The sequence below is a fragment of the Janthinobacterium sp. GW822-FHT07H11 genome, from assembly GCF_058798615.1.
The window spans coordinates 4760515-4785893 of the sequence record NZ_CM179507.1 but is presented as its reverse complement, the minus strand read 5'-3'; the positions used below and the strand labels follow the sequence as shown (position 1 = coordinate 4785893).

At 65.9% G+C, this 25379-nt stretch carries 26 protein-coding genes; 13 read left to right on the top strand and 13 right to left on the bottom strand.

Annotated features, from left to right (window positions below):
• Position 1 precedes the first annotated feature (1 nt).
• Positions 2–1216 (bottom strand): MFS transporter, encoded by a 1215-nt coding sequence (locus AC3RCJ_RS21055; protein WP_492960690.1) that lies wholly within the window; start codon positions 1214–1216, stop codon positions 2–4.
• 90 nt (positions 1217–1306) lie between these two features.
• On the opposite strand from AC3RCJ_RS21055, the gene AC3RCJ_RS21050 reads away from it, so the two are divergent.
• Positions 1307–1927, top strand: a complete 621-nt coding sequence (locus tag AC3RCJ_RS21050) for a TetR/AcrR family transcriptional regulator (protein WP_492960688.1) — start codon at positions 1307–1309, stop codon at positions 1925–1927.
• 17 nt (positions 1928–1944) lie between these two features.
• Here the strand turns inward: AC3RCJ_RS21050 and AC3RCJ_RS21045 are convergent, their stop codons facing one another.
• Positions 1945–2274, bottom strand: coding sequence for an MmcQ/YjbR family DNA-binding protein (locus AC3RCJ_RS21045; RefSeq protein WP_492960686.1), 330 nt, complete (start codon positions 2272–2274; stop codon positions 1945–1947).
• Between the two features lie 503 nt (positions 2275–2777).
• Here AC3RCJ_RS21045 and AC3RCJ_RS21040 point away from each other — a divergent pair.
• Positions 2778–3434: a CCXG family PEP-CTERM protein gene (locus tag AC3RCJ_RS21040; RefSeq protein WP_492960684.1), complete on the top strand. Its 657-nt coding sequence runs from the start codon at positions 2778–2780 to the stop codon at positions 3432–3434.
• Positions 3435–3540: 106 nt separating this feature from the next.
• Here AC3RCJ_RS21040 and AC3RCJ_RS21035 read toward each other — a convergent pair whose 3' ends face one another.
• The 4 genes from AC3RCJ_RS21035 to AC3RCJ_RS21020 all read right to left on the bottom strand — a co-directional run bounded on the left by AC3RCJ_RS21035 (position 3541) and on the right by AC3RCJ_RS21020 (position 7587).
• Positions 3541–4518, bottom strand: coding sequence for an FHA domain-containing protein (locus AC3RCJ_RS21035; RefSeq protein WP_492960683.1), 978 nt, complete (start codon positions 4516–4518; stop codon positions 3541–3543).
• Positions 4515–5918 carry a S1 family peptidase gene (locus AC3RCJ_RS21030; protein ID WP_492960681.1) on the bottom strand — a complete coding sequence of 468 codons (1404 nt, stop codon included), beginning with the start codon at positions 5916–5918 and terminating at the stop codon, positions 4515–4517. The genes AC3RCJ_RS21035 and AC3RCJ_RS21030 overlap by 4 nt, the downstream gene beginning before the upstream one ends.
• A gap of 70 nt (positions 5919–5988) precedes the next feature.
• The gene (gene ribA, locus AC3RCJ_RS21025; RefSeq protein ID WP_492960679.1) at positions 5989–6642 is read right to left on the bottom strand and encodes a GTP cyclohydrolase II; all 654 of its coding nucleotides are present in this window, start codon (positions 6640–6642) and stop codon (positions 5989–5991) included.
• 243 nt (positions 6643–6885) lie between these two features.
• Positions 6886–7587 (bottom strand): pirin family protein, encoded by a 702-nt coding sequence (locus AC3RCJ_RS21020; protein ID WP_492960677.1) that lies wholly within the window; start codon positions 7585–7587, stop codon positions 6886–6888.
• Between the two features lie 167 nt (positions 7588–7754).
• Between AC3RCJ_RS21020 and AC3RCJ_RS21015 the strand changes: the two genes are divergently transcribed.
• Entirely contained in the window at positions 7755–8678 is a 924-nt protein-coding gene (locus tag AC3RCJ_RS21015; RefSeq protein WP_492960675.1) for a LysR substrate-binding domain-containing protein, read from the top strand.
• Positions 8679–8881: 203 nt separating this feature from the next.
• The gene (locus AC3RCJ_RS21010; protein ID WP_492960673.1) at positions 8882–11041 is read left to right on the top strand and encodes a putative bifunctional diguanylate cyclase/phosphodiesterase; all 2160 of its coding nucleotides are present in this window, start codon (positions 8882–8884) and stop codon (positions 11039–11041) included.
• Here AC3RCJ_RS21010 and AC3RCJ_RS21005 read toward each other — a convergent pair.
• Positions 11038–11952 carry a LysR family transcriptional regulator gene (locus tag AC3RCJ_RS21005; RefSeq protein WP_492960671.1) on the bottom strand — a complete coding sequence of 305 codons (915 nt, stop codon included), beginning with the start codon at positions 11950–11952 and terminating at the stop codon, positions 11038–11040. The two genes, AC3RCJ_RS21010 and AC3RCJ_RS21005, sit on opposite strands and share 4 nt — an antisense overlap.
• A gap of 98 nt (positions 11953–12050) precedes the next feature.
• Here AC3RCJ_RS21005 and AC3RCJ_RS21000 point away from each other — a divergent pair, with 98 nt between their 5' ends.
• Complete coding sequence (locus AC3RCJ_RS21000; RefSeq protein ID WP_492960670.1) at positions 12051–13274, top strand: MFS transporter; 1224 nt, start codon at positions 12051–12053, stop codon at positions 13272–13274.
• A gap of 12 nt (positions 13275–13286) precedes the next feature.
• On the opposite strand, the gene AC3RCJ_RS20995 is transcribed toward AC3RCJ_RS21000, so the two are convergent.
• The 3 genes from AC3RCJ_RS20995 to AC3RCJ_RS20985 are packed head-to-tail and all read right to left on the bottom strand — an operon-like array spanning position 13287 to position 15351.
• Positions 13287–13967 (bottom strand): hypothetical protein, encoded by a 681-nt coding sequence (locus AC3RCJ_RS20995; protein WP_492960669.1) that lies wholly within the window; start codon positions 13965–13967, stop codon positions 13287–13289.
• Positions 13968–13972: 5 nt separating this feature from the next.
• The gene (locus tag AC3RCJ_RS20990; RefSeq protein ID WP_492960667.1) at positions 13973–14764 is read right to left on the bottom strand and encodes a MipA/OmpV family protein; all 792 of its coding nucleotides are present in this window, start codon (positions 14762–14764) and stop codon (positions 13973–13975) included.
• 8 nt (positions 14765–14772) lie between these two features.
• The gene (locus tag AC3RCJ_RS20985; RefSeq protein WP_492960665.1) at positions 14773–15351 is read right to left on the bottom strand and encodes a porin family protein; all 579 of its coding nucleotides are present in this window, start codon (positions 15349–15351) and stop codon (positions 14773–14775) included.
• Between the two features lie 202 nt (positions 15352–15553).
• Here AC3RCJ_RS20985 and AC3RCJ_RS20980 point away from each other — a divergent pair, with 202 nt between their 5' ends.
• Both AC3RCJ_RS20980 and AC3RCJ_RS20975 read left to right on the top strand, forming a co-directional pair.
• On the top strand, positions 15554–16231 hold the full coding sequence (locus AC3RCJ_RS20980) for a response regulator (protein ID WP_492960663.1): 678 nt from the start codon (positions 15554–15556) through the stop codon (positions 16229–16231).
• Entirely contained in the window at positions 16228–17529 is a 1302-nt protein-coding gene (locus tag AC3RCJ_RS20975) for an ATP-binding protein (protein ID WP_492960661.1), read from the top strand. The genes AC3RCJ_RS20980 and AC3RCJ_RS20975 overlap by 4 nt, the downstream gene beginning before the upstream one ends.
• Here AC3RCJ_RS20975 and AC3RCJ_RS20970 read toward each other — a convergent pair.
• Positions 17510–18403, bottom strand: a complete 894-nt coding sequence (locus AC3RCJ_RS20970) for an EamA family transporter (RefSeq protein ID WP_492960659.1) — start codon at positions 18401–18403, stop codon at positions 17510–17512. The two genes, AC3RCJ_RS20975 and AC3RCJ_RS20970, sit on opposite strands and share 20 nt — an antisense overlap.
• Before the next feature lie 77 nt (positions 18404–18480).
• Between AC3RCJ_RS20970 and AC3RCJ_RS20965 the strand changes: the two genes are divergently transcribed.
• Together AC3RCJ_RS20965 and AC3RCJ_RS20960 are read left to right on the top strand one after the other, a co-directional pair.
• Positions 18481–18969: an Lrp/AsnC family transcriptional regulator gene (locus AC3RCJ_RS20965; RefSeq protein ID WP_492960657.1), complete on the top strand. Its 489-nt coding sequence runs from the start codon at positions 18481–18483 to the stop codon at positions 18967–18969.
• A 4-nt stretch (positions 18970–18973) separates the two neighbouring features.
• Positions 18974–19795, top strand: a complete 822-nt coding sequence (locus AC3RCJ_RS20960) for an APH(3') family aminoglycoside O-phosphotransferase (RefSeq protein ID WP_492960655.1) — start codon at positions 18974–18976, stop codon at positions 19793–19795.
• A 13-nt stretch (positions 19796–19808) separates the two neighbouring features.
• Here AC3RCJ_RS20960 and AC3RCJ_RS20955 read toward each other — a convergent pair whose 3' ends face one another.
• Complete coding sequence (locus AC3RCJ_RS20955; RefSeq protein ID WP_492960653.1) at positions 19809–20348, bottom strand: hypothetical protein; 540 nt, start codon at positions 20346–20348, stop codon at positions 19809–19811.
• Positions 20349–20484: 136 nt separating this feature from the next.
• Between AC3RCJ_RS20955 and AC3RCJ_RS20950 the strand changes: the two genes are divergently transcribed.
• Positions 20485–20868 carry a glutaredoxin domain-containing protein gene (locus tag AC3RCJ_RS20950; RefSeq protein WP_492960651.1) on the top strand — a complete coding sequence of 128 codons (384 nt, stop codon included), beginning with the start codon at positions 20485–20487 and terminating at the stop codon, positions 20866–20868.
• Between the two features lie 8 nt (positions 20869–20876).
• Here the strand turns inward: AC3RCJ_RS20950 and AC3RCJ_RS20945 are convergent, their stop codons facing one another.
• Complete coding sequence (locus tag AC3RCJ_RS20945) at positions 20877–21113, bottom strand: DUF3820 family protein (RefSeq protein ID WP_034749909.1); 237 nt, start codon at positions 21111–21113, stop codon at positions 20877–20879.
• Positions 21114–21257: 144 nt separating this feature from the next.
• Between AC3RCJ_RS20945 and AC3RCJ_RS20940 the strand changes: the two genes are divergently transcribed.
• The 3 genes from AC3RCJ_RS20940 to AC3RCJ_RS20930 all read left to right on the top strand — a co-directional run bounded on the left by AC3RCJ_RS20940 (position 21258) and on the right by AC3RCJ_RS20930 (position 25351).
• Positions 21258–22469, top strand: coding sequence for an MFS transporter (locus AC3RCJ_RS20940; protein WP_492960649.1), 1212 nt, complete (start codon positions 21258–21260; stop codon positions 22467–22469).
• Positions 22470–22543: 74 nt separating this feature from the next.
• Positions 22544–23761 (top strand): YeeE/YedE family protein, encoded by a 1218-nt coding sequence (locus AC3RCJ_RS20935; RefSeq protein ID WP_492960647.1) that lies wholly within the window; start codon positions 22544–22546, stop codon positions 23759–23761.
• Positions 23762–23842: 81 nt separating this feature from the next.
• Positions 23843–25351 (top strand): sodium:solute symporter, encoded by a 1509-nt coding sequence (locus AC3RCJ_RS20930; protein WP_492960645.1) that lies wholly within the window; start codon positions 23843–23845, stop codon positions 25349–25351.
• Positions 25352–25379: the final 28 nt, after the last annotated feature.

Sequence of the window (25379 nt, the reverse complement as noted above, 5' to 3'; positions counted from 1 at the left end):
GCTACGACGCTGCGCAAGGCGCGTTGGCCTTGGCGGCAAGCTGCGGCTTGCCGAACAGCGCGATCGTCAGCGCGCAGCCGAGGGCGAACGCGCCGCCGACCACCATCGCGCTCGGTACGCCCAGCCGGTCGACGGCCATGCCGCCGAGCAAGGCGCCCGACGCCAGCGACACTTGCACGATGGCGACAAACAGCGCGCTGCTGCCTTCCATCAGCTCTGGTGCCGCCTTGAACATCCACGTCTGCACGGAGATCGGCATGGCGCCGAAACCGAAACCCCAGACCGCCACCAGCAGCATCGCCGTCACCGCATGGCTGCCCAGCGCGGCCAGCGCCAGGGTGGACAGGCCCAGCACGGCGCCCGTCACCATCAGCGCGGCCCTTTCGTAGCGACCGGCGGCCCAGCCGCCCACCAGGTTGCCGATGAAGCCGGCAGCGCCATACACGAGCAGCATGGCGCTGACCGTGCCGGCCGCCAGGTGCGAGATTTGCGTGAGGAAGGGCGCGATATACGTGTAGGCGGCGAACTGGCCCGTGAACAGCATGGCCGTGGCGATCAGGCCCAGCCTGGCCTTGCGGATGCCGAAGATCATCGGCAACTGGCGCAGGCGGATGGCCTGTGTCGGCGGCAGCTTGGGCAGCAGCAAGAGCTGGCCGATAAAGACCAGCACGGCAATGGCGCTGGCCGCGCCGAAGGCCACCCGCCAGCCGACGAGCTCGCCGACCAGGGCGCCGGCCGGCACGCCCGCCACCGTGCCCAGCGACACGCCGGCGAAGATGATGGACATGGCGCGCGACGCATGCCGCAGCGACACCAGGCGCGGTCCGATGGCGCTGCCGATGGCCCAGAAGCCGCCCACGCCCACGCCCAGCAGGGCGCGTCCCAGCAGGACCCAGCCGTAGGAGGGCGCCAGCGCCACCAGCAGGTTCGAAACGACCAGCAGCGCGGTCAGGCACAGCAGCACGATGCGGCGGTCCAGGCGGCCGGAGCCGACGGTGACGAAGATGGCGGCAAACGCGGCCACGATGCCGGGCGTGGTGATCATCAGGCCGGCCTGGCCCTTGCTGATGGCCAGCTCGGCCGCCATGGCGGGCAGCAGGCCGACGGGCAGGAATTCGGACGTGACGAGGGCGAAGGCGCCGATGCCGACGGATAAGACGGCCAGCCACGGCGCCACGGTGGTATCGTCGGCAGAGGTGTTGGAAGGTGTGTGCATAGGGTTCCTGAAAAGCCGGGAGGTTTTTAACCGGTCGGTATATAATCAGGGCAGGCAGACAGTGTTGTCAATAATTTTTTACCGAACGGTATGAAACAAGATAAAAAAGAGGAAACGGCCAGGGCGAAAACGGGCCGCCCGCGCACCTTTGACGCGGACGAGGCGCTCGATTGCGCCATGAAGGTCTTCTGGGAAAAAGGCTATGAAGGCAGTTCCTTGCCGGAATTGACGAAAGCCATGGGCATGAACCGGCCCAGCCTGTATGCCGTCTTCGGCAACAAGGAGCAACTGTTCCACAAGGCGCTGGAACGCTACAGCGATACGCGCATGCAGTTCTTTGACGCGGCGCTGGAGCAGCCCACGGCGCGCCAGGTGGTCGAGGCGCTGCTGACGCAATATGTCGATGCGCAGACGACGCCGGACGGCCCGCACGGCTGCATGGGCGTCAATGCGGCGCTGGCGTGCAGCGACGATGCGCTGCCCATCCGCGATGAATTGTTTGCGCGCCGCCTGCGCGGCGAGATCAAGCTGCGCGACCGTTTAAGGCGTGCCAGGGAAGAGGGGGATTTGCCGCCCGATTCCTGTCCCGAGCAGCAGGCGCGCTTTGTCGTGACCCTGTCGCAGGGCATGGCGATCCAGGCCGCGGCCGGCGTCTCGCGCGAGCAATTGCACCAGATGGTGGCGCTGCTGCTGCGCAACTGGCCGCTGTAGCGGTCCGTCCGGCCGTCTCAGTCGATGGTCCTGGCCAGGTCGTCCGGGGCCTTGCGTCGCCAGGCGGCCGTCAGGGCCGCCGCCAGCATGTCCAGTTCGGCGTCCGCCAGGCGCACGGTGATGCCCGCCAGCCGTTCCCCCCACCACAGCTTTTCGCAGCCGGCGGGCGTGATGACGGTGGCGATATGCGCCGCTTCCGCATCGAGCAGCACGTTGATGTGTTCGTCATCGGGCAGGGTGGCAAAGATCTTTCCGCCCACGCGGAACGCTGGACGGTCGTGGTGTTCTTCCTCGGTAGTATCGGGAAACGACAGTGCCAGATAGCGTAGTTCTTCCAGATCGACCATTTCCTCTTTCTCCCTCATTGGACGGATAACAGCATGTATGCATTTTGCCATGCTGGCCCGCCGCGTGGTGTGGCGGCATGCGAAAAGAAATGCGCGCCATGCGACACTGCCGTGTCTGCTTGTGGCGCCGCTGCGACATGCCATAGGGCAAGCGCCGCGTGATGTGCCCGTGGCGCGCCGTAGACAGGGAGGCTGGCGCGTGATTGCCATAAGAATATCTTTAATGGTAAAAAGAAAAATACTTTTCTTAAAGGAAAATTAGGCTAAAATAGATTCATCGTCTTACCTGACCCGTCAACCGTCTGACCCTGTCCCGGAAACCCGACCCCTTTCCAGGATGCTTGCAGCGCACAGCCTGTGCCGCAAGTCCGCGCTCCTGCGCGGGAGTCCCAGCCACCGACCGCTCATTCCCGCAGTCTCTAGCGCCTCGCCGACACGCCTCAATGCAGCGTGGATTCAGCCCAAGCGCCCGTACGCCTCCTGAATAACTACTGGATACCATCATGAAAAACCTGTCTAAACTCGCCCTGTCCCTGATCGCTGTCGGTGCCTTTGCCCACGCGAACGCCAGCACCATTACCCTGTCGACCGGCTTTTCCGACGCCGCCGTGCAAACTTCGGCCGCCGCCTACCAGTCCGTCGTCAATGCCGCCGTGGCCGCGCCGGGCGCCGGCTATGGCTCGACGAGCATCGCCAGCTACGACAATATCAATAACAGCAGCCTGTTCGGCAGCGGTTCGAACATCGCCTTCAAATCGGTCATCAACTTCGGCGTCAGCGCGGCCGACGCGGGTACCTGGAGCTTCCGTAGCGGCGTCGACTTCGGCAAGGGCGGCGCGCTGTTCCTCGACGGCGTCGCGCTCGATTTCAAGACCAATGACATGTGGTGGGCCGGCAACTACAATAACGGCAGCCAGTTCTTCAGCGGTTCGAGCTCCCTCGCAGCCGGCAACCACACCCTGAGCATCTATGGCCTGGAAGGCTGCTGCGACGGCGGCCAGCAAGCCCAGTTCAAGATCGGCAGCAAGAACTTCACCAGCTTCAGCGCCGGCGACGGCCTGGTCTCGGCCGTGCCTGAGCCAAGCACCTATGCCATGCTGCTGGTCGGCCTGGGCTTGCTGGGCTTTACGGCCCGCCGCAAGCAGGAAGCCAAGTTCTAAGTCCTGTTTTTCAGCTCCCGCCTGTGCGCTCCGCCGCAATGCGGAGCAAGCAAAAAGCCCGCCGTGTCCTTGCAGACACGGCGGGCTTTTTGCTTGCGGGCGCGATTTAATCGTCGCCGTCGTCTTCGTCGCCGCCCTTGGCGGCCTTGCCCCGTTCGGCATCGACGGCATTCTTCAGGCCGGCGGCATCGTTGAAGAAGGCGTCCGTCGCATGGTCCGGGCTCAGGCGCACGGCGGGCGGATAGATCACGGACATGTACAGCTCGTCGGACAGGCGGCCATTGATTTGCAGGTTGCTCAGCAGGATCAAGGTCGAACCGACGATGGCCAGCACCACGCTGGCCAGCGCAAAGCGGCGCCGATGCTGGGGGTTGATCGTGCACAGATGGTAGTAGATCATGCAGCATACAATGACGATGAACATGTGCCGCCCGTAGCGGGTCAGCACTTCCAGCGACAGCGCGTAGGCGACCACGCTGCTGGCCAGTTCCCATGCCTCCATGGCCAGCAAGCCGCAGCCGATGATGAACAGGTGGCGGCCGAAGCGCGCCACATGGCCAAACAGCCGGTTTGCCACGGCCCAGATCGAAGCCCACACGAGGCCGCCGGCCAGCGCGTAGGCGACGATCATCAGGTAGGAAATCGGGTCGAAGCTTTCCGCGTCACCCAGCCAGTTGCTGAAGGCGGCCGAGGCGCCGATCATGGCCAGGCCCGCCATGGCGGGGCGCAAGCCTTCCCAGTTGTGCATGGTGGTGTCGCTCTGCTCGGGCGCCACGGGATGGTCGGCGCCGCGCACGCGCAGGCGCGTGTGGCCGAGGCGCACGATGCTGTTGCCGCTCAATGCCACCTGCAGCTGGCGCCGGCCCCGGTGGATCACGCCGTTATGGCTGCCCAGGTCGCGCAGCAGCAGGCCGCCTTCGCCATCGTCTTCGATGATGGCGTGCTCGGCGGCCGTATGCGCATCGTCGAGGATGAAGTCGTTGTCATAGCCGCGGCCCAGGCGGATCGGCAAGGCGGCGATGCGCTGGCGCTGCTGCACGTCGCCGTTGGCGGCGAGGATCTCGATGGAGTAGGGCGCTTTCATGGCTGGCGCGCGCCGCTGGCGGAGGGGGCGCGCGACAGCGCTTCGAGGAAGGTGCGCGTGGCGCGCATGCCGTTGGCGTAGGACACGCCGCGCGCGTCTATGCGGCTTTGCAAGTTCATCAGTGGCTCATCGGTGCTGGCGGCCAGCAGGGCAAAATCGTACAGGCCGGGAAATTTTCGGTAGGCGCGCACGCACAGCACGGCGCGCAGCGGCAGGGTCTGGTTCTTGATGAACTGTTCGCTGCAATGGGGGCCCGTCAGGTGCGCGCTCTTGTAGTTGCCGAAGCTTTCATTCTTGAACGAGGCGCTGGCCAGCCCGGAAAAGCGCAGGGCGCCCAGTTCGCTGCTGCGCAGGAATTCATGGCGCATCGACACTTGCCCCGTCTGCAGGGCGCCGGAAATGAAGATGGCCGATTCCATGGCACAACTGGTGTTGTCGATCATGTAGGGCTTGTCGGCCTTCACGTTGGAACGGCCCCAGCAGCGCATCTGGTCCGACTCGCGCACGGGCACGCGGTACGGGCCCATGGCTTTCAGGCTCAGGGGCGTGTCGAGCAGGCGCGCCAGCATCACTTCCTGGTGCGCCAGCAGCTGCGCCGTCACCAGCGGCTTGAAGTCCTTCGGCGCCTTGCCTTGCTGCGCCACCTTGGCCAGCAATTGCTGCGCATAGCGGGCCGGCACGAGAAAACTGACGAGTTCGCCGTCGAGGCGTTTCGACACGTTCACGCCCGCGACGTCGCCATTCGCCGTGACGCTGGGGCCGCCGCTCATGCCGGAATTGATCGGTCCGGTGAACATCAGCTGGTCGTAAAAGCTGCGCGTGACGACGCCGTTGTACGAGCCTTCGGAAATGGCGAAGCCCAGGTCCAGCGGATTGCCCATCGAGTACAGGTACTGGCCCTGGGTCAGCGGCGCCAGCTGCTCCGGCATCTTGAAAAAGCCCGTGCCGTGGCGATTGACGCGCAGCACGGCCAGGTCGTGCAGCACGTCGACGGCCAGCAATTCGACATTGCCGCGCTGGCCGCTGGTGTCGACCCATTCGCCCACGTAGGTGTCGGGGTCGAGCGCGAATTGCGATACCACGTGGTAGTTGCTGACCACCAGGTCGCCCGTGCCGATCAAAAAGCCGGAGCCGACCGACGACTGCGTGCGGCCGTTTTTCAGCAGCACGCGCACTTGCAGGATGTCGGCGCGCGCGGCCGTGTACAGTTTTTGCGCGGCCGACGAGGGGGGCGGCAGGGCCGCATGGTCGGTGGCGGCGGGCGCGGCGGTGGCCGGCGGCGGTTTGGCGGGGGGAGGCGAAGCGGTGGTGGCCACGGCGGGCGCAGGGGCCGGGGCCGCGTGGGCGCCTGCGGCAGCGCACAGGCTGGCCAGCAAGCAGGCGTAGTTAGATAATTTCATGCATCCTTTGTGCGTGAGCAGGAACGACGCTGGCGCCCAGGCGACGCGCGACTGCGCGCCCGCCCGGGAACTACAGGGCGCCGTCTTCCAGCGCGGGCGCCGTCACCGGCGTCATCATATGGCCCAGCTTGCTTTGCTTGGTATTCAGGTAGTGCTGGTTGAAGGCGTTGCGGTTGACCAGCAGCGGCACGCGTTCGGCCACCGCGATGCCCAGCGCTTCCATGGCCGCGATCTTGCGCGGGTTGTTCGTCATCAAGCGCAGGCTGTCGATGCCGAACTGGGCGAACATGGGCTTGCACAAGCTGTAGTTGCGCGCATCGGCCTTGAAGCCCAGTTGCTCGTTCGCCTGTACCGTGTCGGCGCCCGCTTCCTGCAGGCGGTAGGCGCGGATCTTGTTGATCAGGCCGATGCCGCGCCCTTCCTGGCGCAAATACAGCAGGATGCCCCGGCCTTCCTCGGCGATGCGCTTGAGCGCGCCTTCGAGCTGGGCGCCGCAGTCGCAGCGCTGGGAAAACAGCACGTCGCCCGTCAGGCATTCGGAATGCACGCGCGCCAGCACCGGTTCGCCGTTGCCGACGTCGCCCAGCACCATGGCCAGGTGTTCCTTGCCTGTGGCGTGCTCGACAAAGGCGTGCAGGGTGAACTGGGCCCACGGCGTCGGCAGTGCGCAGGAAGTCGTGTAATCCAATTCGCCTGTCGCCAGGATGTCCGCGCCGCTTTGCATGGTTGTGCTCATATAGGTAATTGTCAAAAATAAAGGCGCGCCGTACCACTCCGGTGCCGGCGCGCCCTGTCATCATACCAAAAAGCAGGGGAAACCATTTCCCCTGCTTGATATTGGAAGGCTGGAATGCCTGGTGCTATTGCTCTAATTGCGGCCGTATGCGTCTTTTACAAGATGGCTGGCCTTGCCGCAGCCCCGTTGCGCCAGCAACGGCAAGCCGTGCAAGGCTAGGGCCAGCGACCCTTATCGAGGCAGATCGAAGACCAGCACTTCGGCATCTTCGGCCTGCGTCAGCGTCACCGTGGCCTCCTGGGTCAATTTCAGCGCGTCGCCCGCTTTCAAGGGCGTGCCGTTGACCACCAGGCTGCCGCGGATCAGGTGGACGTAGGCGAGGCGGCCCTCGTCCAGCGCATGTTCGGCTTGCTCGCCTTCCTGCAGGATGCTGGCGTAGAGGGCCGCGTCCTGGTGGATCAGCACAGAACCCTGGCGCCCGTCGCCCGAGGCGATCAACCGCAGCTTGCCCCGTTTGCTTTCCGGCGAGAAATGCTTCTCTTCATAGCTGGGGGCAATGCCCGTCACGTTCGGCTGTATCCAGATCTGCAGGAAGTGCAAGCCATCCGTGTTCGAGTGGTTGAACTCGCTGTGGCGCACGCCGCTGCCGGCGCTCATGCGCTGCACGTCGCCGTAGTGCAGCACGGAACCGGTGCCCATGCTGTCCTTGTGCTCGAGCGCGCCATCGAGCACGTAGGAAATGATTTCCATGTCGCGGTGGCCGTGCGTGCCGAAACCCTGGCCTGGCGTGACCCGGTCTTCATTGATCACCAGCAAGGGGCCAAAACCCATGTGATTGGCATCGTGATAGCTGCCGAAGGAAAAGCTGTGGTGGGAATTGAGCCAGCCGTGGTTGGCGGCGCCGCGTTCTTCGCTATGACGAATCTGTAACATGGTGGACTCCGTTTCTAAAGGTTAATGTGCGATAATTTCGAAGGACCGTTGCCTGGCGCTATGCCTTGGCTTCTCTTCCGCCCCGCGCTGTACGATGAAGAAAGTATAGGCCGCCCAGGCGAGAAAGAAAAACGGAAAATCTACCGCACTATGATCGAAAAAATCGAATGTTAAGACTGAGCCTGGATGCCTTGCAAATCGTCGACGCCATCGACCGCCGCGGCTCGTTCTCGTCGGCCGGCAAGGAGCTGCATAAAGTCCCGTCGACCATCTCCTACACGGTGGCCAAGCTGGAGGACGACCTGGGCGTGCAGGTGTTCCAGCGCAACGGGCCGAAAGTCGTGCTGACGGCGGCGGGACAGGAATTGCTGAAGGAAGGGCGCTATTTGCTGAAGGCGGCGCAGGACCTCGAGCACCGCGTGCGCCGGGTGGCGTCGGGCTGGGAAACGGAGCTGGCCATCGGCATCGACTCCATGTTTTCCGCCGTGGCCCTGGCCGGCGACGTGTGCGCGTTCTACGAGGTGGCGCAGCAGACGCGGCTGCGGCTGGCGCAGGATACCCTGTCGGGCACGTGGGAAGCGCTGATGGACCGCAGGGTTGACCTGCTGGTCGGCGCGCCCGGCGACGGTCCGGCCGGCGGCGGCTATATCGCGCAGCCGATCGGCATGCTCGACTTCGTCTTTGCCGTGGCGCCCGCACACCCGCTGGCGCAGCTGCCCGGTCCGCTGTCGCGCGGCGACCTGCAGCAGCACCGCGCCGTGGTGGTGGCCGATTCGGCGCGCCAGATGGCGCCGCGCACGGTGGGCTTGCTGCTGGGACAGGATGCGCTGACGGTGCCGAACATGCAGGTCAAGTTCGACTACCAGGTGCTGGGGCTGGGCTTCGGTTTCCTGCCGGGGCCATGCGCGCGCGCCGCCATCGCCCGCGGCCAGCTGGTGGAAAAGGCCGTGGAAGAGCCGAAGCCGTCGGAAACCTTCTACCTGGCCTGGCGGGTGGGCGAGGATGGCGCCGCCTTGCGCTGGTGGCTGGCGCGCATGCGCGATCCCGCGGTGTTTGCGCGGCTGGCGCAGCACCTGCCGGGGCGCGCCTGACGCCAGCCCGGTGCGGGGCGGGCCGCCATTCGGCGCAAGCCTTAAAATGTTGACATACGCCAACATTTTTAAGTTACCATATTCACAGTATTGCTAGCGTATTTCCGGCCCGACTTCCATGCCCGATCGCGGGATTTTGATGATTACACAGACTGTAGCGTCCCTGATATTTCCAACCGACCCGGCCACTGCGCGGGGGTTCCGTGCTTGAGGCGAAAGTCGCGCTGTGCCTGCGCCTGGCCCAGGATGCCCGTGAACAGGCCGGTCCGCAGCAGGCCGCCACGCTGGCGCGCCTGCAGGACGAGCTGGAACGCCTGCGCGGCGCCAGCCGGCCCGTGGTGCGCGTGGCGCCGGCCGATGCCCTGCTGGAGATCGACCCTGACGGCTACCTGATCGGCTGGAACCATGGCGCCGAACAGATGTTCGGCTATTCCGAAATCGAGGCGCTGGGCCAGCACATCCTGTTCCTGTACCCGGAAGACGACGCCGAGGCGAGCGTGCTGGAGTTGCATTTCGTGCAGGGCGACGTGGCCACCGATGTGCGCCGGCGCAAGAAGTCGGGCATGGTGACGTGGCTGCGCATGCACCGCCACGTGATCCATGACCAGGCGGGCAAGGGCTGCGGCATGGCCGTGCGCCTGTCCGCGCTGAGCGAACCGCTGTCCGACGTGGACAAGGTGAGGTTGCACGCGCGCATCATCGAAGACAGCGAGCAGGGCGTGCTGATCACGGATGCGGAAGAGCGCATCGTCTCGATCAACAGCTCGTTTAGCCGCATCACCGGCTATTCGCCGGCCGAAGCCATTGGCCGCACGCCGGACCTGCTGCGCTCGGGCGTGCACGACCCCGATTTCCGCGCCAAGGTGCGCGCCGCCATGCGTGGCCACGGCTCCTGGCGCGGCGAGATCATCGGCAAGCGCAAGAATGGCGAACTGTTTCCGCAAGACGTCACCATCAGCGTCGTGCGCGACGAATTTGGCGAAATCAGCCACGTGTTTTCCCTGTTTTCCGATATTTCCGTGCACAAGGATGCCGAGGCGCGCATGCAGCGCATGGCCAACTACGACAGCCTGACGGGCTTGCCCAACCGCTGCCTGCTGAATCAACTGGTGGACCAGGGCCTGGCCGAAGCGAAGCGGCAGGGCACGCATGGCGCGCTGATGGTCATCGACATCAGCCGCATCGGTTCCATCAGCGACACCCTGGGCCATGAAGTGGGCGACCAGCTGGTGATCGCCATCGGCCAGCTGTTCCGCGGCGCCCTGCGCGACGCCGACATCCTGGCGCGCGTCGACAACAGCAAGTTCGTCGTGGCCCTGCTGCACATCGAAAAGCGCGAACATGCGGCGAACGTGGCGCAAAAGCTGCTCAACCTGCTCGAAGCGCCGATCACCATCGATGCGCACGCGCTGCACGTGGGCGCCAGCATCGGCATCACCGTGTATCCGGAAGACGGGCTGGAAGCGCCGGCCCTGTTCCGCTTTGCCGACGTGGCCGTGGCCAAGGCGGGGCAGACGATCGAATCGGCCTTCCTGTTCTACCGCGAAGACATGAACCGGCGGGCCAAGGAACATTTGCGCCTGGAAAGCGAAATGCGCTTGGCCTTGGGCGACAAGGAGCTGGAATTGCATTACCAGCCGAAAGTGAGCCTGGCCAGCGGCCGCATCGTGGGCGCGGAAGCCCTGCTGCGCTGGAAGCATCCGATGCGCGGCATGGTCTCGCCCGGCGTCTTCATCCCTGTCGCCGAGGAAACCAGTTTAATTTTAGAGCTGGGCACCTGGGTGCTGGACGAGGCCTGCCGCCAGATCCGCAGCTGGGAAGACCGGGGCCTGCACATGCCGGCCATCGCCGTCAACCTGTCGGCGCGCCAGTTCGACGAGCAGTTGCCGGCGCGCATAGCGGCCGTGCTCGAACGCTACCAGGTGCGGCCCGAGCAGATCATGCTGGAAATCACGGAAAGCCTGTTGATGCGCGGTGCCGACAAGGTGATCGACATCATGAATGAGCTGGTGGCCATGGGCCTGGCGCTGGCGCTGGACGACTTCGGCACCGGCTATTCCAGCCTGGCCTACCTGAAGAAATTCCCCATCAGCACCTTGAAAATCGACCGCTCCTTCGTCATCGGCTTGCCCTTCGAGGAAAACGATTGCGCCATCGCCCGCGCCATCGTCACCATGGCGCAGCAGCTGCGCCAGGAAATCGTCGCCGAAGGCGTGGAAACGGCCGAGCAGATGCGCTTCCTGCGCGAACTGGGCTGCGACCAGCTGCAAGGCTATCTGTTCAGCCCGGCCGTGCCGGCGGCCGAGTTCGAACTGATGCTGGGCGAAGGCCGCCGGCTGCGCCTGGAAGAGGCCATCGTTTAAGGCAGGCCCAGCTTGACCTTTTCCAGCAGGTAATCGAGCATCACCCTGACCCGGGCCGGCACTTGCAGGCCCGGTCCCACGAAGACGGCGTGCACGAGCTCCTTGTCGCCCGGATTGTAGTCCTGCAGCAGCTCCACCAATTGACCTTGCGCAATGTCGCGCTGCACGTGCTGGCGCGAAAAGCGTCCCAGGCCCATGCCCGCCAGCACCAGCTGGCGCATGCTTTCGCCATCGCTGACGCAGGTATTGCCTTGCGGCGCCACCTGCAACGTTCCTCCGCTCCCGTCGAGGAAGGGCCAGGTTTCGTTCTGGCAGCGGAAGTTGAAGGCCAGCAGATTGTGCCCGGATAAGTCCTGCGGCGTACGGGGCAAGCCGTGGCGCGCCGCATACGCGGGCGACGCCACCACGACCATCGCGTCTTCGCCCAGTTTGCGCGCCACCAGGTTCGATGCCTTCAGCTGGCCCGTGCGGATGGCGATGTCGGTGCGGTCTTCCAGCAAGTCGACGATGGCGTCGCTGACGACGACGTCGAGCACGATGTCGGGATAGCGCTGCGCGAACTCGGGCAGGATGGGCAGCAGATGGCGCACGCCGAACGGTACGAAACAGTTGATGCGCAGGCGCCCGCGCGGCGCCGCCCCCTGCGCCGCTTCGCGCTCGGCGCCGTCGATATCGTCGAGGATGCGCTTGCACTGGATAAAAAAGGCGTCGCCCTCGGGCGTCGTGTGCAGCTGGCGCGTGCTGCGCTGCAGCAGGCGGGCGCCGAGCCGCGCTTCCAGACGATTGACGAGCTTGCTGACGGCCGACGGCGTCAAGGCCAGGCGGCGCGCGGCGGCGGAAAAAGCCCCCGTTTCCACCACGGCCACGAACACGGCCATCTCGAATGCGCGGTTGATGTCTTGCCTGGCCATTATTGAATCCATTTCACAGGTGTTTCGATTATTAGAGTCTATATCAAAAGTATTTATCCCGATAGACTGGCCCGCTTGAACCATTTGCCGGAGTAATCATGACCACCGCAGCCCCTGTTTCCCCGCCCGCCAGCAAGATGCCACCCGGCGTGCTGGCGCTGGCCGTCGGCGCCTTTGCCATCGGCGTCACCGAATTCATCGTCGTCGGCATCCTGCCGGCCATCGCCAAGGATTTGCACATTTCCATCGAATCGGCCGGCTCGCTCGTGAGCCTGTATGCGCTGGCGCTGGCCATCGGCACGCCGCTGCTCGTGTTATTGATGTCGCGCCTGCCGCGCAAGGCGGCCCTGCTGGGGTTGATGAGCGTTTTTCTCGCCGGTAACTTGCTGGCCGCGTTTTCCCACACGTTCGAACTGTTGCTGGCGGGGCGGGTCATCACGGCCGTGGCGCACGGCACCTTCTTTGCCATCGGCGCCACCGTGGCCGCCAGCCTGGTCAGCAAGGCACAGGCGGGCAGGGCGATTTCCGTGATGTTCGCGGGATTGACGCTGGCCATGGTGATCGGCGTGCCGCTCGGCAGTTTTCTTGGCAACCTGATGGGCTGGCGCTTGCCGTTCTTTGCCGTGGTCGTGCTGGCCGCGCTGGGCCTGGCAGCCATGGCGCGCTGGCTGCCGGCCGGTTTAGCGCAAGGCCAGGGCGGCAAGGCCGTGACGCAGCTGGCGGCCCTGGGCAGCGGCCCCATCCTGACCATGATGGCCGTCACCACGTTCGGCTTTGGCAGCAGCTTTGCCGCCTTCACGTTCATTACGCCCATCTTGACGGATGTGACGGGTTTTTCCGCCACCATGGCCAGCGCCTTGCTGATCGTGTTCGGCGTCGCCACCTTTGCCGGCAACCTGGCGGGCGGCTACCTGACCAGCCACCTGGGCTGGCAAAAGGCCTTGCGATCGATGCTGCTGTTGCTGGCCGTGACGCAAGTGGGCGTGGCCCTGGCCATCACGTCCCAGTGGCTGATGACGGCGATGCTGTTCGTCTGGGGCGTGTTCGCCTTCGGCCTGTCGCCCGCCCTGCAGGCGGGCATGCTGGCCACGGCCGAGCGCTACACGCCGCAAGCCGTCGATTTCGCCTCGGGCCTGAACATTTCCTCGTTCAACCTCGGCATTTCCTTCGGCTCCATGCTCGGTGCGCTGATGGTCTCGCGCCAGCTGATGGCGTCGTCGCCATGGGCCGGCGTGGCGGCAGCGTTGCTGGCCCTGCTGCCGCTGGCCTGGCTGGCGCGCAGGAAGCTGGCGTCCCACGTGGCGGGGGCGGCCGCGCACTGAACGCGGCCTGCCTTATTCGAGCAGGGCGGCAATCGCCAGCGGCGTGCCGCCGGTGAGGACCTGGCCGCCGTCCGGATGCGCATGGAAACGGTAGGCGTAGATACGGAAACCGGCCACGGCGTCGCCGGGAAAGGCGGGACCCTCCTGCGCCGCCAGCGGTGTTGCCGCGCCATCGCCGCCCTGGTAGCGCACTTGCGCCGCATCCGTCCTCGCATACGCAAACTGCACGCCGGCGCAGCGCTTCCCGCCAGCGCCGCCAATGTGGCGCGCATAGGCGAGGAATTGTTCGCAGGCGGCGCGCAGGTCGGCCGCCGCATACACGCCGTCGGGCCGCGTGACGATGGAGACCCAGGCGCTTGACGTGATCTGCCCCGGCTTGCGGTTCCAAATTAGTTCCGCGTTGTCGTCATAGGCGGCCTTGGAAAACGGGAACACGGCGCGGCCCAGCGCATCGAGCGGCAGCGCCAGCTGCGCGTCCTTGCCGTGCAAGGCCAGGCGCAAGCCCTCCGTGGACACGCTGGCGTCGCGCGCGCGCAGGCGCAGATGCTGCTGCAGCAATTGCTTGGGCTTGCCGTACTTCTCGAACCAGATCATGTGGCGGTAGGCGTCGCGATACGCGATCCAGTCGCCGCCTTCCTGGGCGCCGGCGAACGCGGGCAGCAGTGCCAGGCCGAGTAGCAGGGATTTGCGCATGCCGCTTAAAACCGGTAACCGAGGCCGCTGGACCAGGTGATGACGTTGCGCCGTTCGATGACGGGACTGCCGGCCGGCCCGCTGCCCAGCCGCGTGCCCGTCACGGCGCTGTTGAGCAGCCACTGGCTGCTCAGGGCCCAGTTCCAGTTGACGCCCGCCTCGATGGCGGTGACGCCGCCGGCCGGGCGGTAGTCGCGCGCGCCCCCGGCGGCAACGCTGACGGCGTAGCGCTCTTCCATCACGGCGCCGCTGGCCAGCGAGACGCCGGCCGACACGGTCACCGCATGATGGGCGGCCAGCGATGGCAGGGTCTTTTGCACGGCGAGCTGGGCGCGCCAGCCGCGCGCGCTCGTGTCGTACACCAGGTTCGACGTGACGCGCGCCTGCTCGCCCAGGTAGTAGCCATAGAAGCCGCCCACGTCGGGCGATCCCTTGATGCGCCGCGTGCCGCGCAGGCGCCAGCCATCTTCCGGATCGCGCGCATTGCTGGCGGCCAGCAGCGGGCCGTATTCCACGCCCGGCGTGGCCGACAGGTGCATGCCCGCCACGCCGCTGGCCGAGACGAATACGCCATTGCTCCACTGGACCTGCAGCAGCGGCCGCAGGACGGCGGCGCGCGGCGCGCCGTCGTCCGTCGCGGAGCTGCCCGTGACAGCCGCGCCCACGTACATGTCCCGGCTCCCGTCGGGCATCATCTGCGCGTCGGCGCCGCCGGCCAGCAGCAGCGCCGGCAGCAACGCCGGCAGCAACAGCCGGGGAGAACAACGGGGAGAAAAACGGGGCGCGAACTTGTGCATGCCATCCTTTAAAAACCGAAACGGACACCGAGCGCGATGCGGTTCATCGTGCTGTCGAGTCCTTCGTATCTGACGGTCGGGGCGTGCTCCCATTCGAGCTGCAGCGCCACGTCCTTGTTGATCTGATAAGCCGCTCCCACGCTCGCGTACAGGCCCGTCTTGTTCGTCGATTCAGCGGGCGGCGCATTCCTGCCGTCGATGGTGAATTCGACGCGGCTGCGCGCCAGGCCGGCCTTGGCGAACAGCGACCAGTCCTCGTCCAGGCGCCAGGTGCCGCGCGCCGCCACATAAGCGGCGCTGGCGCGCACCCTGAGCTGGTAGCCGGGGTCGAGGTCGAAGCGGGTCGCGCCGCCGCTGGCGCGGTAGCCGCCTTCCAGCGCCCAGGCCGGCGTCAGTTCATAGCCGGCGAAGACGCCGAACGGCAGCGCCTTGCCGCTGGCGTCGCGCTGGCTGGTCGCGCCGCCAGCCGCATACCGGACCTTGCCGTCGCTGGACGGGCTGACGTTGGCGCCCACGTACAGGCCTTCGGCGTGGACGAGCGAGGTGGCGGCGATGGCGAGCAGGGTGCTGCATGCAAATTTTTTCATGTTCGGATTCCGGTTGAGGTAAGAGCTTCCATGTTAGGCAAGCCGCGTCCCGGAATCCGCCCGTGTTTGTCCTTGAATTGTCCGCAATTTGTAGGGCGCATTTGTATGAAAAGTGTAGCAATGTGTACCGGATTGTCGAATTTGCCACAGGCGCGCCGCGCTCCACTACAATACGCCACAAAAATGGCGGCGCGGAGGAGCGATGCAAGGTGTCATGCTGGTGGAAGACGATGCGCGGCTGGCCGCGCTGGTCAAGGAATACCTGGAGCAGTACGACTATGCGGTCGACGTCGTCACGCGCGGCGACCAGGCCCTGGCGCGCTTTCGCGATACCCGGCCCGAGCTGGTGATACTCGACCTGACCCTGCCCGGCGTCGACGGCCTGGTGGTGTGCCGCCAGCTGCGCCAGCTCAGCGCTGTGCCCATCCTGATACTGACGGCGCGCGAAGACACCTTCGACGAAGTCTCGGGCCTGGAGCAGGGCGCCGACGACTACGTGAACAAGCCGATCCAGCCGCGCGTGCTGCTGGCCCGTTTGCGCGCGCTGCAGCGGCGCGGCAGCGCGGCTGCCGGCAGCGATATCGTCATCGGCCAGCTGCGCGTGTCGCGCGAGAACCGCGCCGTGCACTGGCGCGGGCAGGAAATCGCCATGAACAGCGCCGAATTCAAGCTGTTCGCCATCCTGGCCGACGCCGCGGGCAAGGTCATGTCGCGCAACGATATCCTCGTCAAGATGCGCGGCATCGAATTCGATGGCCTCGACCGCAGCATCGACAACTGCATCTCGCGCCTGCGCCGCAAGTTCGACGACGCCGCCGCCGAGCGCATCAAGACGGTGTGGGGCGAAGGCTACCTGCTCACGCCCTCCGCCTGGGAATGAACCGCCTGTTCTGGCGTTTCGCGCTGCTGGTGCTGCTGGCCGTCGCGCTGGGCAGCGGCCTCATTTACGTCACCTTCAGCCGCTTGTTCGGCGATCCGCTCGAGCATATCGCGCGCGACCAGGCGGCCGGCCAGATCTTCCTGCTGGAGCAGTACATCGACCAGGCGCCCGCCGACGAATGGCTGCCGCGCCTGAACAAGGTGCGCGAAGTGTCCGACGTCACGCTGGAGCTGCAGCCGCTGGCCGCCGTGCTGGCGGCGCTGCCGGCCGCGCAGCGCGCGCCGCTGCTGCATGGCGCCGTGGTGATGGACGTGGGCGGCAAGGGTTTTTACCGCCGCGTCGACGCCACGGGCGCGCGCTATGCCGGCAGCGAGGACGATGTGCTCCACGCGCAGAAGCTGCCCATCGACGTGGGCCAGGCGCTGCGCATGGAGGCGATCCGTTTCGCCGTCATCGCCCTGTGCCTGCTGCTGCCGCTGGGCTGGTGGACGCGCGTGCACGGCCGCAGCCTGGCGGCGCTGTCGCGCATGGCCGACGATTTCGGACAGGGCGACCTGGCCGCGCGGGCGCGGGTCCGGCCCGGCTCCAGCATCGCGCCGCTGGCCGGCCGCATCAACGACATGGCCGGGCGCATCGGCTCCCTGCTGGAGGCGCGCAAGCATTTGCTGCTGTCGGTGTCGCACGAGCTGCGCACGCCGATCGCGCGGCTGGAATTCGGCCTGGAACTGCTGGCCGCGCGGCATGCGGACGGCCAGCCCGACCTGCGGCGGCGCGTCGACGCCATGGGCGCCGACGTCGGGGAATTGAAAACCCTCGTCAATGAGCTGCTGGGCCTGATGCAGCTTGATCATGCGCAGGCGCTGCCGCGCCAGTCCTTCCCCCTGGCGCCGCTGCTGCATGGCTGCCTGGCGGCGGCCTTGCCGCGCCAGGTGGACGCTTGCATCGCCGCCGACCTGGGCGAGCTGCGCGGCGAGCCCCGCCTGCTGGCGCGCGCCGTCGGCAACCTGCTCGGCAATGCGGCCAAATATGCCGTCGCGCGCGTGGCGCTGTCGGCCGTGCGCGACGGCGAGGCGCTGCGCATCGTCATCGAGGATGACGGTCCCGGCATTCCCGCCGACCAGCGCGAACGGGTGTTTGCCCCGTTCTACCGCCTGGAGCGCGAGCAGGACCATGCGGCCGCGGGCCACGGCTTGGGGCTGGCCATCGCCGCCAGGGCTGTCGCGCTGCACGGCGGCACCATCGCCGTCGACGATGCGCCGCTGGGCGGCGCCCGCTTCACTATCTGCATTCGGCCATGAGCGCCCGCGCATCGCGCTTCTGCCGCTGCGCCATATAGGAACTGCCCATGGAGGCGGCCATGATCATGGCAATCGCCAGCCATTGCCCGCTACCCAGGCGCTCGTCGAGCAGGATATAGGCCAGCATGGCGGCCACGGCCGGTTCCATGCTGCTCATGATGCCGAAGGCTTGCGGCGTCAGCCGTTTCAGGGCGACCATTTCCAGCGAGATCGGGATGGCGCTGGAAATGAGCGCGACCCCTAATCCCACGCCCAGCACGACGGGCGAGAGCAGGGCGGCGCCGCTGTGCATCACGCCCACGGGCACGACCACCAGCGCGGCCATGGCCAGGCCCAGAGCGACGGAATGGCCCGCATGCAAGTGGCTGGCGCGCTTGCCGAAGACGATATACGAGGCCCAGCAGACGGCGGCGCCCAGCGCGAACAGCACGCCCGTCGGGTCGAGATTGCTGACGTCGTGGCCGAGCGGCAGCAGCAGCGCCAGTCCCGCCACGGCCAGGGCCACCCAGACGAAGTCGAGCGGGCGGCGCGAGGCCAGCAGGGCCACGGCCAGCGGGCCGGAAAACTCGATGGCCACGGCAATGCCGAAGGGGATCGTGCGCAAGGCCATGTAGAAGCACAGGTTGGTCAAGCCCAGCGCCGCGCCATACAGGGCCACCGTGCGGGCGTCCGCGCGGCTCAGCTGCCAGCGCCACGGGCGCCAGAACAGCAACAGCAGCAGGGCGGAAAAGCCCACGCGCACGGCCGTCGTGCCTTGCGCGCCGACCAGCGGGAACAGGCTGTGCTTGGCCCACGAGGTGCCCAGCCCCAGCGCGGTGACGGAACCGAGGATGGCCAGCAGGGGAATAAACGAGGAATAGCGGCGTAATGGCATGGAGATAAAAGGCTTGATATCGGAATGGTGAAAGTTTATTGTGTCTGCTCCGATATTTGCACTGCATTTTGACCTCCATGACGCAACTTTCGCTCACGCCTTCCCCCGATCTCGATGCCTTCGACCTGGCCATCCTCGATATCTTGCAGCGCGACAACACGACTTCGCAGCGCGAAATCGCCCAGGCCGTGCATTTGTCGGCGCCGGCCGTGCAGCGGCGCATCCGCCGCCTGCGCGAGAGCGGCGTGATCCGCAGCGAGGTGGCCGTGCTCGACGCCAGCCGCCTGGGCCGTCCTTTGATACTGACGGTGGAAGTGCATCTGCACGACGAGCACCCGCTGCGCACGGCCGGCATGCGCGCGCGTATCATGGCCGAGCCTGCCATCCAGCAGTGCTACGGCATCACGGGCGAGGCCGATTACCTGCTGGTCATCACGGCCAGCAGCATGGCCGAATACGAGGCGCTGTCGGAGCGCCTGTTCGGCGGCGACGACAATATCCGGCGCTACCGCACTTCGGTGGCCTTGACCTGCCTCAAGATGGGCTTGCACGTGCCGCTGGGCTAGAGCGATGAGACCCTCCGACAAGATGCCAACCTCCGTGACGGCGGCCATGCCCGCCAGCCTGCGCGCCGCCGTGGCCGGATATCGATGGGCGCGCGACAGCATCGGCGAATCGGACGCTGCCGTCTACCGCCTGCGGGGCAGGAACGGTGCGCCGGACCTGTTCCTGAAGCACGGCAGGGGGCCTGCCGCCGCCGACCTTGCCGATGAAGCGGCGCGCCTGCGCTGGCTGGCGCCGCAGCTGCCCGTGCCGGCCGTGGTCCAGTTCGCCAGCGTGGCGGACCCGGACCGGGCATGGCTGCTGACGGCGGCGCTGCCGGGCACGACGGCGTCCGAGGTGCTGGAAGCCGATCCCGGGCTGGGCCCCGCCGTGGCCGATGCGCTGGCGGCCTTCTTGCGCCGCCTGCATGCGCTGCCCGTGAGCGCCTGCCCGTTCGACGCCGGCCCTGCCGTGCGGCTGGTCCAGGCGCGCCAGCGCATCGATGCGGGCCTCGTCGACGCCGACGATTTCGATGCCGGGCGCCAAGGCTGGACGGCGGAACAGGTGTGGGCGGCGCTGCAGGATTGCCAGCCGCTCACGCCCGACCTCGTCGTCACGCATGGCGACTTCTCGCTGGAAAATATCCTGCTGCACGAAGGCGCCGTCGTCGGCTGCCTCGACGTGGGACGGGCCGGCGTTGCCGACCGTTACCAGGACCTGGCCATCGCCTGGCGTGCTCTCGGTGAGTTGGACGCCGCGCTACAGCAAAGGTTTGCTGTGCAATATGGGCTCCTTGATATCGATCAAGGCAAGCTGCAATGGCATTTGCTGCTCGACGAGCTGTTTTGAGCGCCGCCCGCCATCAAGGCTCTTCACTCTGCGCATCGCGCTCGCGGCAGCTCAGGGACGCGTAATGGCCCTTGGGCATCCTGGTCTTGATGGCCACCTCGCTCAGGGCATGCCCGATATCGACGGGGTCGCTCAAGGTGCAGCGCTGGGCGCGGGCGAACGCCTGCAGCTTCTGCGTGCTGCCCTGCACCTTGAGCGTGACGCCCGCGCCGGGGCTGACGCAGCAGCCGATGTATTGCGTGATGTATTCTTCCTCGATCAGCACCAGTGCATGCCCCATGAAGCTGGCCGGCTTTTTCAGCAGGTAGTAATCGGTGTAATCGAAGCGCTGGTCGGGGCGCTTGCCGATGTAGCCTTCGCGCGCGTAGGCGGCGATGGCCTTGCCCGAGGTGCCCACTCTGTCCGTCGTGCCCTTTTTCAGGTGCAGCGCCTGGACCAGGCCGCTTTCAAGCCCCTCATCGGTAACGGTAACGGCGGCGGTCAGGGCGCCGCAGGAGCAGGCGGCGAGCAGAAGGGCGCCGAGCAGGCGGCGGGTGCGGCGCCACTCAGCCATGGGAGGGATTGCTTGCATATATTGACGTGTAGGGGAGAAGAAGCGCAGTGTAGCCCACGCCAGCCATGGCACGTGGCACAAGTGCATGGCACAATGCGTGATCCGCACGCCACGTGCCACTGACCCCAGGACTTTCATGACCCGCGCCATCCTCGACGAAGCCCAGATCCATCCCGCCGCCCGGCCCTTGATCGGCAGCAAGCACCAGGACATCGTGCGCGAAGTGCAGCGAGCCATCGCCGCGCACCAGGTGGTCGTCGTTGGCATGGCGCTCAACCCGTTCCCGCGCAAGGCGCGCAAGATCCTCGACGTGCTGGGCACGCCCTACCAGTACCTGCAGTACGGCAGTTATCTGAACCAGTGGCACCGGCGCAATGCGCTGAAAATGTGGACGGGCTGGCCCACGTTCCCCATGGTCTTTGTCAATGGCGTGCTCATCGGTGGCGCCAGCGAGCTGCAAAAGATCGTGGAAAATGGCGAGTTCAGCGCCATGCTGGCGAAGAAGCTGCGCGTGATTTAAGCTGTGGCTTATTCGCCCGGCCGCCACGGCGACTTGCGCGTGCGCAAGGGGTCGAGCAAGCTGCGTAAATCGTTGTGGTCGAGTTCGTACATCAGCGCGATTAAACTGCCCAGTTCGCCCGAGGGAAAGCCCTCGCGCGCGAACCAGCCCAGGTAATGGCCCGGCAAGTCGGCCAGCAGCCGTCCCTGATATTTACCGTATGGCATTTCGCGCGTGACCAGCAGCGCCAGTTTTTCTGAATTCATGGTGGTGATCCCGTGTTGATGCGGCCAGTGTAGCAGACCTCTGAATTGTTGAGTTTGGCGCAACTATCTTCTGCCGAATGACGTATTTTTCGGAACAAAGAAAACCCCGATACTGCATGCCAACCTCATTGATCGGAGTTTGCCATGCCCATTGCCTTGCTCGCGCTGACCCTCAGCGCGTTTGCCATCGGAACCACCGAGTTTGTCATCGTCGGGCTGCTGCCCACCATCGCCGCCGACCTGGGCGTCAACCTGCCCTCGGCCGGCCTGCTGGTCAGCCTGTATGCGCTGGGCGTGGCCGTCGGCGCGCCCGTGCTCACTGCCCTGACGGGCAAGATTCCGCGCAAGACCTTGTTATTGTCCCTGATGGTCTTGTTCACCCTGGGCAATTTGCTGGCCTGGAAGTCGCCCGGCTACGCAACCCTCGTCATCGCCCGCATCCTGACGGGGCTGGCGCACGGCGTGTTCTTTTCCATCGGCTCGACCATCGCCACGTCATTGGTGCCGAAGGACAAGGCCGCCAGCGCGATCGCCATCATGTTTACGGGCCTGACCGTGGCCCTGGTGACGGGCGTGCCGCTGGGTACCTTCATCGGCCAGCATGTCGGCTGGCGCGAAACCTTCCTGGCCGTCTCGGCCCTGGGCCTGGTCGCCTTCGTCGGCAGCCTGCTGTACGTGCCGTCGACCATCAAGCACGGCAAACCGGCGTCGCTGCTGCAGCAAGTGCAGGTGCTGGGCCAGCCCCGGCTGCTGCTGGTGTACGCGATGACGGCCGTCGGCTATGGCGGCTCCTTCATCGCCTTTACCTATTTGGCGCCGATCTTGCAGCAAGTGTCGGGCTTTGGCGCCGGCGCCGTGGGCGCGGTGATGCTCGTGTATGGCGTGTCCGTGGCCTTCGGCAATATCTGGGGCGGCAAGCTGGCCGACACGATGGGACCGGTGCGCGCCCTGAAACGGATCTTTTTGCTGCTGGCAGCCGTCTTGCTGCTGTTGACCTTCACGGCACCGCACCCGGTGCTTGTCGTCCTCACCGTGCTGCTGTGGGGCGCCGTGGCCTTCGGCAATGTTGCCGGCCTGCAAGTGTATGTGGTGCAGCAGGCGGAGCACTTTACGCCCCGCGCCGTCGACGTGGCCTCGGGCCTGAATATCGCCGCGTTTAATCTGGGCATCGCCGGCGGCGCCTGGGGCGGCGGCTTGATCGTGGAACACCTGGGCCTTGTACACACGGGCTGGATCGGCGCCATTGTCGTGCTGGGCGCCTTCGGCTTGACAGCCCTGAGCGGCCGGCTGGACCGCCTGCATCCCATCGCCGCGCGCAGCGGTGGCGAGAAATCGATGCATGCGGTGGGGCATTAATCTGCAAGCAGGTTGCCGGCACGGACGAGAGCAGGGCTTACAATGGTGCTTACCTTTCTCTCGCCCATACTTCCATGTCCGATACCGCAATGTCACCGCTGCGCCTGCGCGCCGCCATCAATCCGAAACCGCTGGGCGTCGCCCTGCTGCTCATCGTGCTGGGCGCCTGGTATCTGGCGCACACCGTGGGCGCCACGCAGTCCGCGCTGTACGTGGTGGGCGCCTTGCTCGGCATCACCCTGTATCACGCGGCCTTCGGTTTCACGTCCGCCTGGCGCGTCTTCATCGCCGATGGCCGCGGCGACGGCTTGCGCGCGCAAATGCTGATGCTGGCCGTGGGCGTGGCGCTGTTTTTCCCGGCATTGTCCGCCGGCACCCTGTTCGGCACGCCCGTCGCCGGGCTGGTGTCGCCCGCCGGCACGTCCGTCATCTTCGGCGCCTTCATCTTCGGCATCGGCATGCAGCTGGGCGGCGGCTGCGCGTCCGGCACCTTATATACGGTCGGCGGGGGCAGCACGCGCATGCTCATCACCCTGGCCGCCTTCATCGTCGGCTCCGTGATCGGTACGGCGCACATGCCGTTCTGGACGGCGTTGCCGCAACTGCAACCCATTTCCCTCGTCACGACGCTGGGCCTGGTACCGGCGCTGGCGCTGAACTGGCTGGTCTTCGCGCTGATCGCCGGCCTCACGGTGCTGGTGGAAAAGCGCCGCCACGGCAAGCTCGTCGCCACGCCCCTGCGCCCGGCGCAGGCGTCGCTCTGGCTGCACGGCCCGTGGCCGCTGGTGGCGGGCGCCATCGCGCTCGTCGTGCTCAATTTCATCACCCTGGCGCTGTCGGGCAAGCCGTGGGGCGTGACGTCCGCGTTTGCCCTGTGGGGCGCGAAAGCGGCGTCCGTGGTCGGCATCGATACGGCTAGCTGGGCCTACTGGTCGACCAAGGCCAACGCGGCCGCGCTGGCCGCGCCTTTGACGCAGGACAAGACTTCCGTGATGGACATCGGCATCGTGCTCGGTGCCATGCTGGCCGCGGCCCTGGCCGGCCGCTACGCGCCCGTGTGGCGCATCCCGCGCCGTTCGATCATCGCCGCCGTCGTCGGCGGCTTGCTGCTCGGCTACGGCGCGCGCCTGGCCTACGGCTGCAATATCGGCGCCTATTTCAGCGGCATCGTCTCGGGCAGCCTGCACGGCTGGCTGTGGCTGGTCTGCGCTTTCGTCGGCAACGTCATCGGCACGCGCTTGCGTCCGTGGTTCGGCCTGGAAGTGGAACGCGTGAAACCGACCGGCTGCTGAGGCCTGATTGACCAGGGGCATTGCTGTACGCTTTGTTGTATATTGCAGCCCCTGTCCCCCTTTGCCGCCAGCGCAATACCCATGTCCCCAGCCATCCTGTTTGCCGTCGTCCTCGCGTATTTTTTGATCCTGCTGGGCGTGGCATGGCGCACCTCGCGCCATGCCACCAACGACAGTTTTTTTATTGGCAACAAGGACAGCAACTGGATGCTGGTGGCCTTCGGCATGGTGGGCACCACGCTCACGGGCGTGACCTTCATCAGCGTGCCCGGCGCCGTGGGCAGCAACGGTTTCGGCTACATCCAGCTGATGCTCGGCTATGTGCTCGGCTACCTGGCCATCACCTTCATCTTGCTGCCGCTGTACTACCGGCTGCAGCTCACCTCCATCTACCGCTACCTGGAAGTGCGCCTGGGCCGGCGTTCCTACCAGAGCGGGGCGGCGTTTTTCATCGTCTCGCGGCTGCTGGGCGCCACGGCGCGGCTGTATCTGGTGGTCAATATCCTGCAAGCCACCATCCTCGACAGCCTGGGCGTGCCGTTCTGGCTGACGGCGTGCGTCGTGCTGCTGCTGATCCTGCTCTACACGTATGAAGGCGGCGTGAAGACCATCGTCTGGACCGACACCCTGCAAACGGCGTGCATGCTGGCCGGCCTCGTCATCTGCAGCGTGTTTTTATTACGCGCCATGGACCTGTCCCTCGTCGACAGCCTCGAGCGCATGCGCGCGCAAGGCCTCACGCGCATCTTCACCGTCGACCCGGACAGCCCCGCCTATGTGTGGAAGCACATTCTTGCCGGCATGTTCATCACGATTGCCATGACGGGCATGGACCAGGAAATGATGCAAAAGAACATTTCCGTGCGGACCTTGCGCGACTCGCAAAAGAACATGCTGAGTCTCACCGTGGTGCTGACCGGCGTGCTGCTGCTGTTCCTCTTCCTCGGCGGCCTGCTGCACCTGTATGCGCCGCTGGCCGGCGTGACGGCGACAGGCGATAAATTGTTCCCCGCCGTGGTGCTCGGGCACTTTCCCGCCGTGGTACAGCTGATTTTCTTCATCGCCCTCATTTCCGCCCTGTTTCCCAGCGTGGACGGGGCGCTCACTGCCTTGACGTCCACCTTTTGCATCGACATTTTGGGTCTGCAGCGCAGGCAGGACTTGAGTGCGGCCGCGCAGGTGCGCTGGCGCCGCAAGGTGCACCTCGGTTTTTCCGCACTGTTCTTGATCCTGATCATGGTCTTCAAGTGGATCGATAGTCCCAGCATGATCGTCGTCATCCTGAAACTGGCCAGCTATACCTATGGCCCGCTGCTGGGCTTGTTCGCCTTCGGCCTGCTCAGCCGGCGCGGCGTGCGCGACCGCTGGGTGCCCCTGGTGGCCGTGGCGGGGCCGCTGCTGTGCGCGCTGATCGAGCAGGAGCAGGCGCGGCTGTTCGAACACTACCGCATCGGCCTGGAATTGCTGATCCTCAATGGTGGCCTGGTGCTGGCTGGCCTGTTCCTCATTTCCACGCCGCCAGGGCAGGGCGGCAATGGCGCGGCACAGTTGTCAAAACAAGACGATACGGGCCGTTTTCAGTTATATTGATTTCTTTAGGTAAATAACCTCATGGAGC